This is a genomic window from Arcticibacter tournemirensis, assembly GCF_006716645.1.
In the GTDB taxonomy this organism is placed as follows: domain Bacteria; phylum Bacteroidota; class Bacteroidia; order Sphingobacteriales; family Sphingobacteriaceae; genus Arcticibacter; species Arcticibacter tournemirensis.
On sequence record NZ_VFPL01000001.1, the window covers coordinates 1,418,473 to 1,432,307 of the forward strand.

A 13,835-nucleotide genomic window follows, 5' to 3' on the forward strand; every position below is an offset into this window, starting at 1 on the left:
TCCTGAAACTGTAGGGGTGCTCGCTTTACCGGGAAAAAGTCAAGGAACTACTTTGAGATATATTCATATCCTGCTGGGTAATATAGTATAACCATTGAACGAGACTGCACTTTTAGGTAAGGACAAAGCATTATCAGTTCCCGAAACTCCGGATGGACTAAGGGAAATCGTAACAAAGCTGACACTAAGTTAAAAGACTGCGTTCCATACAAGTCAAGGTTTTATCTAGGGTTTTCTTTTTTTGTTGTTAGTTAAAAAACATCAGAAGAAGCTAAGGTAGCTTATAAAGAGTAGTTCACGAGATGAATAATAATCGTAGGAGGTAACGATTTAGTAATGGGTGCTTACGGCATTCATTTTAGCAGACTTTCCTTTAAATCTGTTTCAAAAATACAAAAGATGAAAGCACATTAGCTTTTAAACTGTGGGATTTACAGACATCGTTTCACTCCATTTAACTGTAAGTCAAGTCGATAATTTTGAACTCTGAGCCGTTCTTTGGATTCATTGTACATTTCACCCACTTCGTCCCAAAAGGGAGTTTTATTCGATAAAGAATTAATGACATCAATGGGCGCTTTACCGTTCAGGGATCTGTGGACCCTGAACCAGTTATAGTGAAACTGCCATTGTGATAGCAGGTCAGGAAGTTCCGGATCTTTGAGGTCCACCGTCGAGTAGAACTCGTCAAGATCGGTACGCTGGGATCGTTCAACCTTTCCATTCAGGCGGGGAGAACGCGGTTTGACCGGACGGAATTTAATGCCATACTCCATCAAGGTCTTCTGGAATTTCTCAGCGAAGAATTCATTGCCCCTGTCCGTTTGAATTCGTTGAATGGGAAAAGGCATCTGCTCAAGAACAATTTCAAGGAAACGCAGGGTGTTGGCCGCTGTCCGTCGTGGGTACAATGCCAACACCCTGAATCTGCTACTGTCGTCTATAGCTGTATACTGGTAAAGTCCCGGTCCAATCTTACAGACATCCATCTGGACACGGTCCCCAGGAATGGGCCTGCTATAGCGGTTTGTCTTTTTCCTGTATCCACGTTTAATTTTCAGGTATTTACAGTTATGCTGCTCAAGGATTTTTTGTATCGTGGCGGTAGAGAAAGAACGTCCGTGCAAACGTTTCATCTCACTGACAATGCTTCTATGACCAAGTTTTCTGCTTTTCCTCAGAATAAGGATATTGGAAACATCCTGGGGAGTAACCTTGGCTTTAATGCGCAGGGGACGTCTGCTATGCTCGGATAAACCTGCAACGCCAAGTTCCTTATATCTTTGTATCCACTTACGGAGTGTCGGTCTGCTGATACCGCAGCGGCGGCATGTAAGTCCTAAATTGCCTGTTGATTCATATAGTTTTATCCAGCCAAGTCGTTTCTTGACATCGCTTTCCATTGTTGTTGTTGATTATGTTAAAAATGTGGTAAAGCCGTAGGCTTTTCCATATTTTAACATAAAGTTATGGAAACGATCTATATGAATCACACATTTAAACCAACTATTCGCTCTCTGTTTGTCAATCTTCGGGAGTGCGGCCATATTCTTCATCCGTTACCGATTTCAGCCATATAGCTCCTCCTGCATTGGTATTTGTACCTATTGCAATATGTGTCATTGCCTCGGTTGGTGTGGCACCGTGCCAGTGTTCAACATTGGGCGGGCATTTTATTACATCACCTTTTTTTATGACCTCAACCGGTTTTCCTTTTTCCTGGTATAACCCTTCACCTTCGGTTACCAAAAGTATCTGACCTCCTTTATGAGAGTGCCAATTGGTTCTTGCTCCCGGTTCAAAAGTCACCGAGCCGATATTGACATTGTAGGTAGTATCATTTTCCGCCAGATAATTAAGCCAGACTGTGCCGGTAAAATTATCGTTCGTCACTTTTTCTCCTTTAGGTGGATATTCCGGAACATGTTGGTTCTTCCCCACTTTTGGTGGTTATGAAGGTGCCATCACGAGTCTTTTCTCCAGTAGGCGGAGCGAACAACGGCCGTACATCTGTCTTTTCAAGGTCTTCAACTTGTTTACGTTTCCTTCAACAGGCCCGTTGCTCCATGGTAGATCAAAGGCGTTTTTGACTGCTGCTAGATCCTGTTGGAGCCCTTTGGCAAAACCACATAATTCAGGAATCGAAGATTCGCTTACTCTCCGGATCCAATCATTTAGACCTGCGCTACATTGATCTTTAAACATCATTTGACGAAACTGCCTGATGAAAGACAAAGATTGTTTCAAGACAACCGAAGCTCTGCAGAGTTGGTTTAATATATTCGATTCATCCTTAGAAAGTTTCTGGGGATCATTAAAGAAAAGCATGGAACTCCTTGATGGTCTCCAAAGGTTCAGATCTGAGGGCAGCACTGTTTTTGTTCCCTTTTTCTTACCCACTGCCAGGCTATGCCTTGCCAAACCGTCGGATAAAGTTGAGTATGCACCTTGATACCCGCGAGCTTTAAGTTCAGCGTGTAACTGTCTGAGCTGGATTTCAGGATCCTCCTTTCTTCTTTTCTTTACATAGTTAAGATGCTTTTCCAGCCCCGTAGGTGAGATGTATATTTTTCGTGGAAGTTCCGTGCAGTGTTTATATTTTCTGATTGTTATCCGACTCATTCTGAACCTTCTGGCTATCTCTCTGATCGGAACGTCCTGTTGTAATAGTTGCTTAACTTCCAGGAATTTTTCCTTTTGACGTGGGGAAGCCATGCTTTTCAATACACGTGGAGTAGGCAGTATTGTTTCCCTCTGGCTGTTCCTTATCCTTTTCAAAGCCGTATGTTCTCTCTCCAGGATTTTCCGGACTGCCTCACCAAGGTTTTTCAGCAGGTGCCAGCGATCCGTTACCTGGATAGCCTGCGGCGCCCCCTTCGTGGAGCCTCGTTGATAATTACCATACCTGTCTCTGGAAATGACTTGTATTTTACCCCGCTCTTTGAGCCAGTAGGAAAGCGTGTCTTCTTCCCGATCGCCAAGTAGGCCAATCGGCCTATTTGTTGCAAGGTCCACGAGTATACTGCCGTATCGCTCCCGCTTTCGGATAGCCCAGTCATCTACTCCTAATGCTATAACTTCTTGACTTTTGGGTAGTTCCACCCGGTCTACTATACGTAACAAGGTTGTATCGCTTACAGGTATAGAAAACCTGCTACAAATCCTTTCCGCTGACTTTCCTCCAGTCTCAATGGCGATGTTCAACAATCTATCATGCAATCTTTCCGTTCTTCTCTGGTATGGCCTGAAATGATTGTCAAATCTTTCAGTGAATACCTTTAATGGACATTCGTCAGTGCAGCAATAGTACTTACGTGCCCTGAGAAATAGCGTAGAAGATTTTCCAAACGATGGCAGATCATTCAACCTTCTGGTGTAGTAACTGTGTACCTTTAGATCTCAGACAACAATTTGGACATAAACTGCCTTTCTGAGTGCTTTGCACGTATATATTTAACATATCTATCTGATTATCCACAGAAATAACCCGGAACTTGTCACCTGTATTGAAAATCATTTTGGAAGCATTCATGGATAATACAACGAATCCAAGAGCTTGATCTCATAAATCTACCACCAAAAGTGGGGAAGAACCAGCATCTCCGGAATCTCCATTTAGGAAAAACCATATCTGTACTTGTTTTGGTCGGTGAAGAATTTTGTTTGTTTCCACTGTTGCACGACATTGTTCCCAGTGAAACACAGAGGACAGAAAAAATCATCAAGCCCGTTTTAAAATTGATATATCTCATTACAAAGTTCCTTTAGTTATTCGCTAATTTTCACCGCCTCAAATTTTACAGTAAGGGGATCGGGACTGCTGAATGTTTCTATTCCTTTTTCCAGCCGTGCCAAAACAATAAGCCCTGCTTTCACTTCACTGTTGTCCTGATGATAGAAAACAGCAATACCGCCACTGTACTAGCCCCCTAAAAGACTGGACTAAATTTAGAAAACAATTTAGAACCATTAAATTAGGGAATCATGAAAAAAGAAAGAAGGATCTTCACGCCCGAAGATCGGTTGGCTATCATCCAGGAAGGAGAGCGGGAGGGTGCCACAGCCACCTGCCGCAAGTATAATTTGGCGCCCTCATTGTATACCCGCTGGAAGAAAAAGTATCAGAGTAAAGGCATGGAAGGTTTGAAGCCAGCTTACCACCGTGTGGATCCTGAGGTAAGAGCCTTGGAAGAGGAGAATGAGCGGTTAAAACGGATCATTGCCAGACAGGCTCTGGAGATAGAAGTAAAGTCTGAGCTTTTAAAAAAAACTCCCATTCAAACCAGGACAAAAAGATGATCGTCTCCCAGTTCAAACATTTAGTGCCTTGCAGGACGCTTCTGTCCTGGATGGATATGCCCGGCAGCGTCTACTATTACAGGAATAAAAACGGCAAGCGGGGGGCAAAGCCCAGTACCCATACGTTTAAGCTGGATGGTTCCATGGTGGACAATCAGGTGGTCATTGAAGAAATAAAAGATATTCTGTCGCAGGAATTCTGCTGCTACGGGTATGAGAATGTCACCCAGGAACTGCGTAAGCAGGAATATTATATCAATGAGAAAAAGGTATACCGGTTAATGAATGAACAGAACCTGTTATTAGGCAAAGTGATCCGCACAAGCGGAAAACGCAACTTCGTTCAGCATCGCAGAATACAGGCCTCTTACCCATGGAATATCTTTGTCTGGACATTAAATACATCTATGTGCATGCAGACAAACGAAATTACTACCTGTTAACCATCCTGGACGTATTCTCTCGTAGAACAGTCGATCAGATCTTTCAGAAAAGCATCAGGCTGGTTGATGTCATTAATGCCTTGAGAAGAATCAATCAGGAGTATGGCATTAAAGGGGTAACCATACGCAATGATAACGGCTCGCAATTTATCGGCAATAACGTCAAACAGTATCTTAAGACAGCGGAAGCAAACCAGGTGTTCACTCATATCGCCACACCCGAAGAAAACGCTTATATTGAAGCTTTTCACAGCATCGTTCAAAGGGAGGTGGTTGACCGCTTCGAGTTCGACAGCTTTTACCATGCTAAACATACACTGGCGGCTCATAGAAACTGGTATGATAACAGAAGGTTACACCGTAGTATTGGAATGACCCCAGTTCAAAAGTGGAATGAAAATATTCATATTACCCAACGTAAAAGAGCAGAACTGAAGAGCTTTCAGAATACCACTGAAATATCCGCTGATACCAACAATTATTACACAACTAATTCATTATTATTGTCCAACTAATAAGGGGTCGGTACAATAGGTAAGTGTCCTCTTAAAAAATTATGGGCTATGAAATACTCTCTACAAAACGTCATTTTAGAAATTCAAAACAAGGAAGACAAGATTTCATCACAAAGCAAGAGACTGATTGATGAAGCTTATGAGATGACACTGTACCTACAGGACTTGTTATTTACAGTTAAGAAACATATAGTTGAATAAGGCTTTAAGAGTGAAGCAAAAGAAATACAATTTTTCCGTAATATAAAACCTCAGATACTCGGTAAGCTGATACTATAATAAGGAATACAGGATAGAAACCACCTTCCCAGTGAGCAACGGCAAAATGTATTACATTTATTTTTCGGGTCAATTGTCAAGTACATGATATTGTACTTGTTCAATGTGCTTTGGGAACGCTTTTTCTTGTCGACCATTTTTTTATAGTCTTCATCCTGCTGTTAAATACTTTCATTATAGCATCGTCCATCACGCCAACACTCAGAAAGGCAAGTTTTACTTTCTGTGCTGTGGCAAAGCGATGATCTTTCATTATGTCTTCATCTTATTGATCCATAACTGAATTCTATCCAACTTTAGAATAATGTTGATGGCTAAATTGCTTTTGCCCAAAACACAACCGTGTTTCAAATCTCAACCTTGAAGGTCAATTTCCAGTTTGGTTCCAAAAAATGTTGGAGTTCCGTCAATGGTAATGCGACCCATTACGGGCGCATTACTATTTTTCTTAGGCTCGTTTTAGGTAGAATAACAGATTGAACGTAGATCTTTTTGCTTACTCCATAACTCAAAAATTTAATGTCTAAAATTAATGAGTTACAAGGAAGCATAAAATGGCATACAAAATACTGAAACACAATACTTAACCCGTTGTGCGGTTTAAGCGGCAAGGGCATGTTTTAAGTGATTAATGGGTTTGTTGTTTTTGAAATTGATCAACTGCAGAACGGCTACGCCACTTATCTTTGAACACATCCTTGTGAAGAGCCCGCTGAGCGATTTTGCATAATTCCTTTTGATGTAAAGGTGGTCGCAAAGCTGAGAAAACAGAGTTTCCACTCTCTTGCGGACGTATCGGTAAGAAGGATTCCAGAGCGTTGTTCTTTTCTTCATATTATTCCTTAAAGGGGTGATTAACCGAATCCTGTCCTGTTCAAAAAGAGTGGTTTGATAGGGCAGGGATAAATATCCTTTATCTGCAATTAATTCACATTCATTTAGTTCCAGATTTTCAAGCTGGCTGAGATAGTGTACATCATGTACATTAGCAGCCGTTATTCCCATTGATACCGGAACACCGGCTTTCGAAATAATCAGTTGCATTTTGAAGCCGTAATAATGCAGCCTGTGAGATGCATGATACCCTCTGGAAGGTTGTACATGCAAATCTTCTCTGCAAATGCTGGTCCTGGAAATCCTTACATTCTGACAAATAGGAACAGGTACCGAATCTATAATAAACTGGCGGTTATCGGGATTGATTATTTCCGATATAGGTTGAGCCACCAGGGCAATATAATCCTGAAGTCTCTTTCGCCTTCTGTTGTAATTAGACCGGTCTATTAAATTAGGAAACTCCCCGCTATATTCTGTTCTAAGTTTAGAAAACAGCAGGTTTTCCGAGTCAATACCCAGTGCTTCGGAAGTAATAGACAAAGCAACTATCTCTATATCTGACAGTTTTGGCAAATTCCTGTACTTGAAGAAGTTGCCATCCGCTAACATATATTCTGTCAAAGCAAGTTTGCTAATCTCAAGAATCTTATCGAAATTGGTCTTTAAGTTGTGCATGTAAGAAAATGTCGAATACTTTCTTAATTTACTGCTTATCAGTAACGTGCACAACTTTATTCCTTCTTCTTTTTTCATTTATTTACTTTTACTCAAACCGCACAACGGGTAATACTTATAATATTGTTTGCCTGTTTGTAGCCGGAAATAATTTAGTAACCCAACTTGGTCATTTTAGCCCAAAACTTATCGGACACCGACTTTCCAATTTAAACTGCTGTTTTATAAGTTGTTGAATATGAACGGACTTAACCGTTTTTCTTATTTTTGCTTTTTAACGAATTTTAAAAAAAAATGTGTAACTTGTCTTAACGTTTCGTATATCCTTTTAATCATTCAGTTTATAAGTTTGGCATGTGATATAAGCGAGACTAAGCTCTCAGATCATTTTACAGTGTAAATTGTATAAATCAATTCAACATGATAGTACCCATGCATGAGAAATAAGTACTTTAATATGCATCCTGCTGATCTTCGAATGTCTCGCTTAATGCGTCTTCTATCAAGCGATTGCGTTCTGAAAAGGGCCAGACCCGATTGGCTAGTTTCAGTCATTAAGTAAACAAACAATTAATTTAAATTAAAATAAAGATGAAAACGTTGTATTTTTTCTTTCTGGTACTTTTATCAGTTTTCGGTGCTTCGTCATTTGATGCAAAGGCACAAAGCACCTCAGCTTCCGAAAGATCTATCATTATCAACAAAAAGGGTGAAATCTTTGATCATGGATGGAACAAACTTGGATATATCACCAGTGATAATATTGCCAAAAACAATAAAGGGAAAACCATCTATTTTATAAATAAAAATGGAAATGTTATCGACGCAAATGGGAAGAATCTAGGCAGGGCAGCTAAAAATGGCAACTATTACAATTTAAGCGGGGAAAATGTAATAACAGTTCGGGATAAAAATGCCGAGGAATGCGATATACTTGACCCTCAGGGTCACAAACTGGGAACTGTTCATAAGAATTATAAGCTTCATGCCTGCGCAACCCATTGTTTTTTCTTGGCAAAAGAAAAGGAGAAGAGGGTTGGTAATTAGAACGTAACATAACGATAAATTGGTACCGTAAATAAGACTGTACCAATTTATCGTTATGTTACACCGGTATTAATGTTTCTATATTATTTCTCAATAACTGATATTTATGGCAACGATTATCCTGCGGAAGCTATTGTCCTTCATTTAAAACAGGAAAACATTGGTTCGATATCGGTGAACAAATTTGAAAGTCTGAACAGGAAAAGATGCGAAGGCGGAGTTTGGAGGAGAAACCTATTGGACAGGAAGCCATAAGATCTTAAAAAAACCAGTTACTCTCGGTAAGCGAAACTTTACAACGGAAGTAGGCACGCTACAACAACAAGTGAAAACGGTCATTTATTATTTTGACAAAAGCCAAATATTGGCCGTCACCATTGCAAACCAGATTAAAGAATGTTCCAGAGGCGCTGTAGACGAATTGATAAACTATAAATAGCTGTGTCTATGCTTGCCGGAAATAATTATCAAACCGTCGCCGGCGTAGCTTTGCGGTCAGGAATACCGATTATAGGGCAGAGGTGTTTCCCTCAGATGAAGCCGGATTTTTTAGTAGCTTCAATCGCAAGTCAAGGTGATTGCAATGATTGCAGCGGCATTAATGATAGCTAAGCATTGGCACAGGCAGATGTATCTATAGCGATGTGTAAGGATTCCAATATTGCAATTGATGTAGCTAAAATTATGCTGGTATCATCCAACCTTAATACAGGTGTCCAAAGCGTTGCGTTTATCCAAATTACCATGCGTACCACACGGCAAAGCCTATTTTAGGCATTCATACTTTGATAGGTATTCCAACTGCCATTGGAGTTCTATACCCTGGTAAACGGCTTTTTATTACACATGAGGATTGCAGGTGCGGCAATGGAATTAAGCTCGGCGCCGGTTATAAGCAATAACCTTCGTCTTATATTTTCTCAGTTAATATCAAATAATAATAAAAATAATAAGTCATGGAAACATTAAATTTAAAACCAATATCGAATATGGCAGATGTATAGCTGCTATACCCCCCCATTTAAACAAACTTGTAAGTGTAGAAAATGGGAAGCAGACAACGAAAACCCTGATAAGATACTAACTATCCAAGACAAATCAGGATTAGATGCCTGGGAAGTAAGTGACCGACACTCTTGAACATGCAGGCAATAAGGCGGAAAAGCTTTGATATATTAGCGTAATAGTTAGCGAACATCAAGCTGTTAGTCTGGCTTGGTATTGTTGCATTACAAAACTAAAATTTTAGAACAAACATATCATTTATTTGTAATTATGATAATTACCCGGTAATGAGAAAAACGTGTGCCATAGGTTTTGCAGCGTTCTACCTGTTGTTAACAACGGGAATGTTTGTCTGCATCTTTCATTGTGTGTCCGAGTATTTTTTAAAACCACAGGTAAGCATCAGTCTACATAGCGAAGAAGCCAGATCTCATGACGAGAATAAACTTCATTCGCTTAAAGACGGGAGTAAACCAGATATCCATAAAAAGAAACCATGTTCCGATGGTAAGGATTGTAAATGCTGTAACGAGCATGGTCAGTACACCATTAATGAAAATATCCAGCCTGATGACCCATTTTTCTCAGCTGTTTCAGCTTTAACTTTTCCACTCAATTTTGAAGAGATTTTTATTTCTCATAAAGAGGTAAAATCTATTGATTGGCCAAAGGGCAATGCCCCGCCCTGCGTCTTAAAAACACCACTTTATATTTCTAATCGTACCCTTCTGATTTGATCAAGCTTTGACTATTTTTTAGTCCAGGAACCCTCTGTGTCCTATTTTCTCATTTAGCTTGATCTTAAAAATGTTATTACATATAAAAAATATGGTTTGCGACCGCTGTATAATGGTTGTACGCCAACAATTACAACATCTGGATCTTCAGGTTTCAGAAATCTCTCTTGGCACAGCTTTTATAGCACCTGAGCCTTCCGAAAATAAATTAACGGAGATCGCCGCTTCATTGAAAGTACTTGGTTTTGAGTTGATTGATAAGGATAAGGATAAGTTGATTGAAAGTATCCGAAACGCGATTATAGAAATTATACACCATTCGGATTTAGCTGAACACGTTACTTTCAGTAAGCTATTAACTGGCAGGCTGCATAAAAATTATAACTATCTAAGCCGCTTATTTTCTGAAAGCGAAGACCTGACCATTGAAAAGTTTATTATACAACAGAAGGTCGAAAAAGTTAAGGAACTTCTGCAATACGGTGAACTCAATCTCTATGAGATTGCATTGAAAATGGGTTACAGCAGCAGCGCACATCTTTCCAACCAGTTTAAGTCAGTTACCGGCCTATCTCCGAGAGAATTTAAGACTATAAAATCGAATGGCCGAAAACCGCTTGATAAAATATGATTAGGGTGAGATCTTACATTTTTACTGTCATAACCGGCAGGGAGAAATTACGTAAGTTTTTTACGAAATTCTGTAACTTTTAAAATAGCTTTTCGGCTATTTTTGTAATAATGCGAGATTATAGGGTATACTATACATAAAATGAAAGCCTGTTCATCCATACGCTTTAAAGCAGCGCTACTAACCTTTGTATTCCTGTTGAATACGATAGTAGGCTTTGCTTGTGCTGTCGGAACCGACATGGGCTTCAACAGTGGGCATCACATAGAGCAGAAAGCAGTTCATTCAAGCGAACATACGGATAAACATAATAAGCCTCATACACATGGTAAACATACCCATAGTAGGCATGCGCATAGTAAACATAATCATGGTAAGCATAAACACGATAAGGATGCCGCTAACCATCATACTTCGAAAAGCTCAAAGGACAACTGCTGTAAGGACGAGGTAGCAAAACTGACAAAAGCCGATAAGCTGATTCAGCCCGGTTTTGATTACAGCCTGCTGTCCTTGTCTACTTTCATTTTGCCTTCACCTGTGTATGGTATGGGCAACTCAGGTATACTTCTGGTAAACGTTCCTAATGCGTATTTCGTCAAGCATTGCCGTCCTCCTATTTCCGACGTTCGGATCGCCATACAAAGTTTTCAGATTTGATTTAAGGTTTAATTCTACCGGATGGTCTAACTATCCCGGCTAAATAATTATTTACCTTAAAATCAATACAATGAAAAAGATATTTTTAATGGTCGCTCTTATAGCAACTGCCTTTGTGCAAACAGGATTTGCACAACATGATCATGCTACTCACCAAACGCAATCATCAGCATTGCTTCCCCTATATTATAACATTAAAGACGCGTTGGTTGTCGGTAATGCAAGCCTCGCAGCTGCTAAGGCCGGAGAATTCGTCGAAGCCCTGAAAAATGCCGATGCCAAGATTGTCACTGGAGCTAATCGCGACGGACTATTGGAACACTCTGGAAAAATTGCCGGGAGCAAAGACCTGAAAAGTCAGCGTGAGCATTTTGCTGGTCTTTCGACCGACATGATCGCTCTGGCCAAAGGATCGAAACTATCGACTGAACCGGTTTACCAGATGTACTGTCCGATGAAAAAGACCAGCTGGCTGAGCAGCGAAAAAACCGTAAAAAACCCCTATTACGGCAGCGCTATGCTGACCTGCGGAAAGGTAGTAGAAACTATAAAGTAGTTTCTCTTATTTCCAGTGCCCTAAGCGAAAGCTTGGGGCTTTACCCATTTCAATTCTTCAGCCATGAATAAAATGACCAGTATTCTAAAAAAGATCTTCAAGTTTTTATTTGTCAAAAAGTGCTGTAGGTAATGATGAATTTAAAATTTAAAAAGCACATGAAAGTAACAATATTAAGTATGGCTATGTCCATTCTTCTCTTTGCCGCTTGTAATAACGGAGCAAAGACACCAGATAATGCAAATAATCAAAACGATAGCACTCTTACGCCAAACAAAGGCGACGTTGGCGCAAAAAGCACAGCTTCCACGGGTGATGTCCTCGACTCATATTTAGCGCTAAAAAATGCCCTGACCAGAGACGATGATAAGAGTGCTGCGCAGGCCGGTAACCAGTTGGTTCGGGCAATAGAATCGATAGATAAATCTTCTCTGCCTGCTACTCAATCCAAAGTATTTGCTGACGTCGCCGACGACGCAAAGGAACATGCTGAGCACATCGGCACTAACGCGGGAAACATCAAGCACCAACGGGAACATTTTGAAACACTGAGCCAGGAGATCTATGACCTGGTTAAAGCTGGTGGGAGCGCGGGAAGAAAACTTTATTATGACAACTGTCCGATGTACAATGACAGGAAGGGCGGTAACTGGATCAGCGAAACTAAAGAGATACAAAATCCCTACCTGGGGAAGGGGATGCCAACCTGTGGCAGCGTTAAGGAAGAACTGAATTAAGAATGGGTTGGGTAAAAAAAGGATTTTTATTTCTGTCAGGTGTACTGGTTTTTATCCAGTTCATCCAGCCTGTGCACAATATAAGCGTGCAGGCTGGCCCAGCCGATATCAGCCGAATTTATCCAATGCCGGCGACGGTTCAGGGAATATTAAAAACGTCCTGTTATGATTGCCATAGTAATAATACCAATTACCCCTGGTATGCAAGTATTCAGCCCGGCGGATGGTGGCTCGATTCACATATAAAAAAAGGAAAACAGGAACTCAATTTTAATGAGTTCGGAAATTACTCTTTACGCAGGCAGCAAAGCAAGTTAAGAGCAGTTTCTAATAGTATAAAAGATGGAACGATGCCTATAAGCTCTTATACATTGATCCACATAAACGCGAAACTTTCAAAGGCTGAAAGGGAACTAATCCTGAACTGGATAGCAAAAACGAATGACAGCCTTCAAATAAATAAATGATGAAAAAATTAATCTTATATACCCGTTGTGCGGTTTAAGCGGCAAGGGCATGTTTTAAGTGATTAATGGGTTTGTTGTTTTTGAAATTGATCAACTGCAGAACGGCTACGCCACTTATCTTTGAACACATCCTTGTGAAGAGCCCGCTGAGCGATTTTGCATAATTCCTTTTGATGTAAAGGTGGTCGCAAAGCTGAGAAAACAGAGTTTCCACTCTCTTGCGGACGTATCGGTAAGAAGGATTCCAGAGCGTTGTTCTTTTCTTCATATTATTCCTTAAAGGGGTGATTAACCGAATCCTGTCCTGTTCAAAAAGAGTGGTTTGATAGGGCAGGGATAAATATCCTTTATCTGCAATTAATTCACATTCATTTAGTTCCAGATTTTCAAGCTGGCTGAGATAGTGTACATCATGTACATTAGCAGCCGTTATTCCCATTGATACCGGAACACCGGCTTTCGAAATAATCAGTTGCATTTTGAAGCCGTAATAATGCAGCCTGTGAGATGCATGATACCCTCTGGAAGGTTGTACATGCAAATCTTCTCTGCAAATGCTGGTCCTGGAAATCCTTACATTCTGACAAATAGGAACAGGTACCGAATCTATAATAAACTGGCGGTTATCGGGATTGATTATTTCCGATATAGGTTGAGCCACCAGGGCAATATAATCCTGAAGTCTCTTTCGCCTTCTGTTGTAATTAGACCGGTCTATTAAATTAGGAAACTCCCCGCTATATTCTGTTCTAAGTTTAGAAAACAGCAGGTTTTCCGAGTCAATACCCAGTGCTTCGGAAGTAATAGACAAAGCAACTATCTCTATATCTGACAGTTTTGGCAAATTCCTGTACTTGAAGAAGTTGCCATCCGCTAACATATATTCTGTCAAAGCAAGTTTGCTAATCTCAAGAATCTTATCGAAATTGGTCTTTAAGTTGTGCATG

15 protein-coding genes and 1 pseudogene are annotated in these 13,835 nt (G+C 40.3%); 10 read left to right on the forward strand and 6 right to left on the reverse strand.

Features of this window, described 5'->3' with window-relative positions:
• Positions 1–431: 431 nt before the first annotated feature.
• The 3 genes and pseudogenes from BDE36_RS06075 to BDE36_RS06085 form a co-directional block, all read right to left on the reverse strand.
• Positions 432–1,403, reverse strand: a complete 972-nt coding sequence (locus BDE36_RS06075) for an IS481 family transposase (RefSeq protein WP_141814141.1) — start codon at positions 1,401–1,403, stop codon at positions 432–434.
• A gap of 121 nt (positions 1,404–1,524) precedes the next feature.
• Positions 1,525–1,941: a (R)-mandelonitrile lyase gene (locus BDE36_RS06080; protein ID WP_141814142.1), complete on the reverse strand. Its 417-nt coding sequence runs from the start codon at positions 1,939–1,941 to the stop codon at positions 1,525–1,527.
• Positions 1,942–1,950: 9 nt separating this feature from the next.
• A pseudogene (locus BDE36_RS06085) lies at positions 1,951–3,381 on the reverse strand (ISL3 family transposase); the annotation flags it as partial.
• 603 nt (positions 3,382–3,984) lie between these two features.
• On the opposite strand from BDE36_RS06085, the gene BDE36_RS06090 reads away from it, so the two are divergent.
• From BDE36_RS06090 to BDE36_RS06100, 3 genes are read left to right on the forward strand one after another with little or no spacing between them, the layout of a single operon-like run.
• Positions 3,985–4,299, forward strand: a complete 315-nt coding sequence (locus tag BDE36_RS06090; RefSeq protein WP_141814144.1) for a transposase — start codon at positions 3,985–3,987, stop codon at positions 4,297–4,299.
• Positions 4,296–4,742 (forward strand): IS3 family transposase, encoded by a 447-nt coding sequence (locus BDE36_RS06095; RefSeq protein ID WP_141814145.1) that lies wholly within the window; start codon positions 4,296–4,298, stop codon positions 4,740–4,742. The genes BDE36_RS06090 and BDE36_RS06095 overlap by 4 nt, the downstream gene beginning before the upstream one ends.
• Entirely contained in the window at positions 4,673–5,257 is a 585-nt protein-coding gene (locus BDE36_RS06100) for a DDE-type integrase/transposase/recombinase (RefSeq protein WP_141814146.1), read from the forward strand. The genes BDE36_RS06095 and BDE36_RS06100 overlap by 70 nt, the downstream gene beginning before the upstream one ends.
• A gap of 379 nt (positions 5,258–5,636) precedes the next feature.
• Here the strand turns inward: BDE36_RS06100 and BDE36_RS23590 are convergent, their stop codons facing one another.
• Positions 5,637–5,789 (reverse strand): hypothetical protein, encoded by a 153-nt coding sequence (locus BDE36_RS23590; RefSeq protein ID WP_161987555.1) that lies wholly within the window; start codon positions 5,787–5,789, stop codon positions 5,637–5,639.
• A gap of 347 nt (positions 5,790–6,136) precedes the next feature.
• Positions 6,137–7,048, reverse strand: coding sequence for an IS982 family transposase (locus tag BDE36_RS06110; protein ID WP_420837437.1), 912 nt, complete (start codon positions 7,046–7,048; stop codon positions 6,137–6,139).
• A 591-nt stretch (positions 7,049–7,639) separates the two neighbouring features.
• Here BDE36_RS06110 and BDE36_RS06115 point away from each other — a divergent pair.
• From BDE36_RS06115 to BDE36_RS06150, 7 genes are all read left to right on the forward strand, one after another.
• Positions 7,640–8,095: a DUF3659 domain-containing protein gene (locus BDE36_RS06115; protein WP_141814147.1), complete on the forward strand. Its 456-nt coding sequence runs from the start codon at positions 7,640–7,642 to the stop codon at positions 8,093–8,095.
• Between the two features lie 1,292 nt (positions 8,096–9,387).
• Positions 9,388–9,837 (forward strand): HYC_CC_PP family protein, encoded by a 450-nt coding sequence (locus BDE36_RS06125; protein WP_141814148.1) that lies wholly within the window; start codon positions 9,388–9,390, stop codon positions 9,835–9,837.
• A 70-nt stretch (positions 9,838–9,907) separates the two neighbouring features.
• On the forward strand, positions 9,908–10,468 hold the full coding sequence (locus BDE36_RS06130; RefSeq protein ID WP_141814149.1) for a helix-turn-helix domain-containing protein: 561 nt from the start codon (positions 9,908–9,910) through the stop codon (positions 10,466–10,468).
• A 141-nt stretch (positions 10,469–10,609) separates the two neighbouring features.
• Positions 10,610–11,128, forward strand: coding sequence for a hypothetical protein (locus tag BDE36_RS06135; RefSeq protein WP_141814150.1), 519 nt, complete (start codon positions 10,610–10,612; stop codon positions 11,126–11,128).
• A 70-nt stretch (positions 11,129–11,198) separates the two neighbouring features.
• The gene (locus BDE36_RS06140) at positions 11,199–11,684 is read left to right on the forward strand and encodes a DUF3347 domain-containing protein (RefSeq protein ID WP_235904554.1); all 486 of its coding nucleotides are present in this window, start codon (positions 11,199–11,201) and stop codon (positions 11,682–11,684) included.
• Positions 11,685–11,842: 158 nt separating this feature from the next.
• Positions 11,843–12,421 carry a DUF3347 domain-containing protein gene (locus BDE36_RS06145; protein ID WP_141814151.1) on the forward strand — a complete coding sequence of 193 codons (579 nt, stop codon included), beginning with the start codon at positions 11,843–11,845 and terminating at the stop codon, positions 12,419–12,421.
• Between the two features lie 2 nt (positions 12,422–12,423).
• Complete coding sequence (locus BDE36_RS06150) at positions 12,424–12,888, forward strand: heme-binding domain-containing protein (RefSeq protein WP_141814152.1); 465 nt, start codon at positions 12,424–12,426, stop codon at positions 12,886–12,888.
• Positions 12,889–12,922: 34 nt separating this feature from the next.
• Here the strand turns inward: BDE36_RS06150 and BDE36_RS06155 are convergent, their stop codons facing one another.
• Positions 12,923–13,834: an IS982 family transposase gene (locus BDE36_RS06155; protein ID WP_420837437.1), complete on the reverse strand. Its 912-nt coding sequence runs from the start codon at positions 13,832–13,834 to the stop codon at positions 12,923–12,925.
• Position 13,835 lies beyond the last annotated feature (1 nt).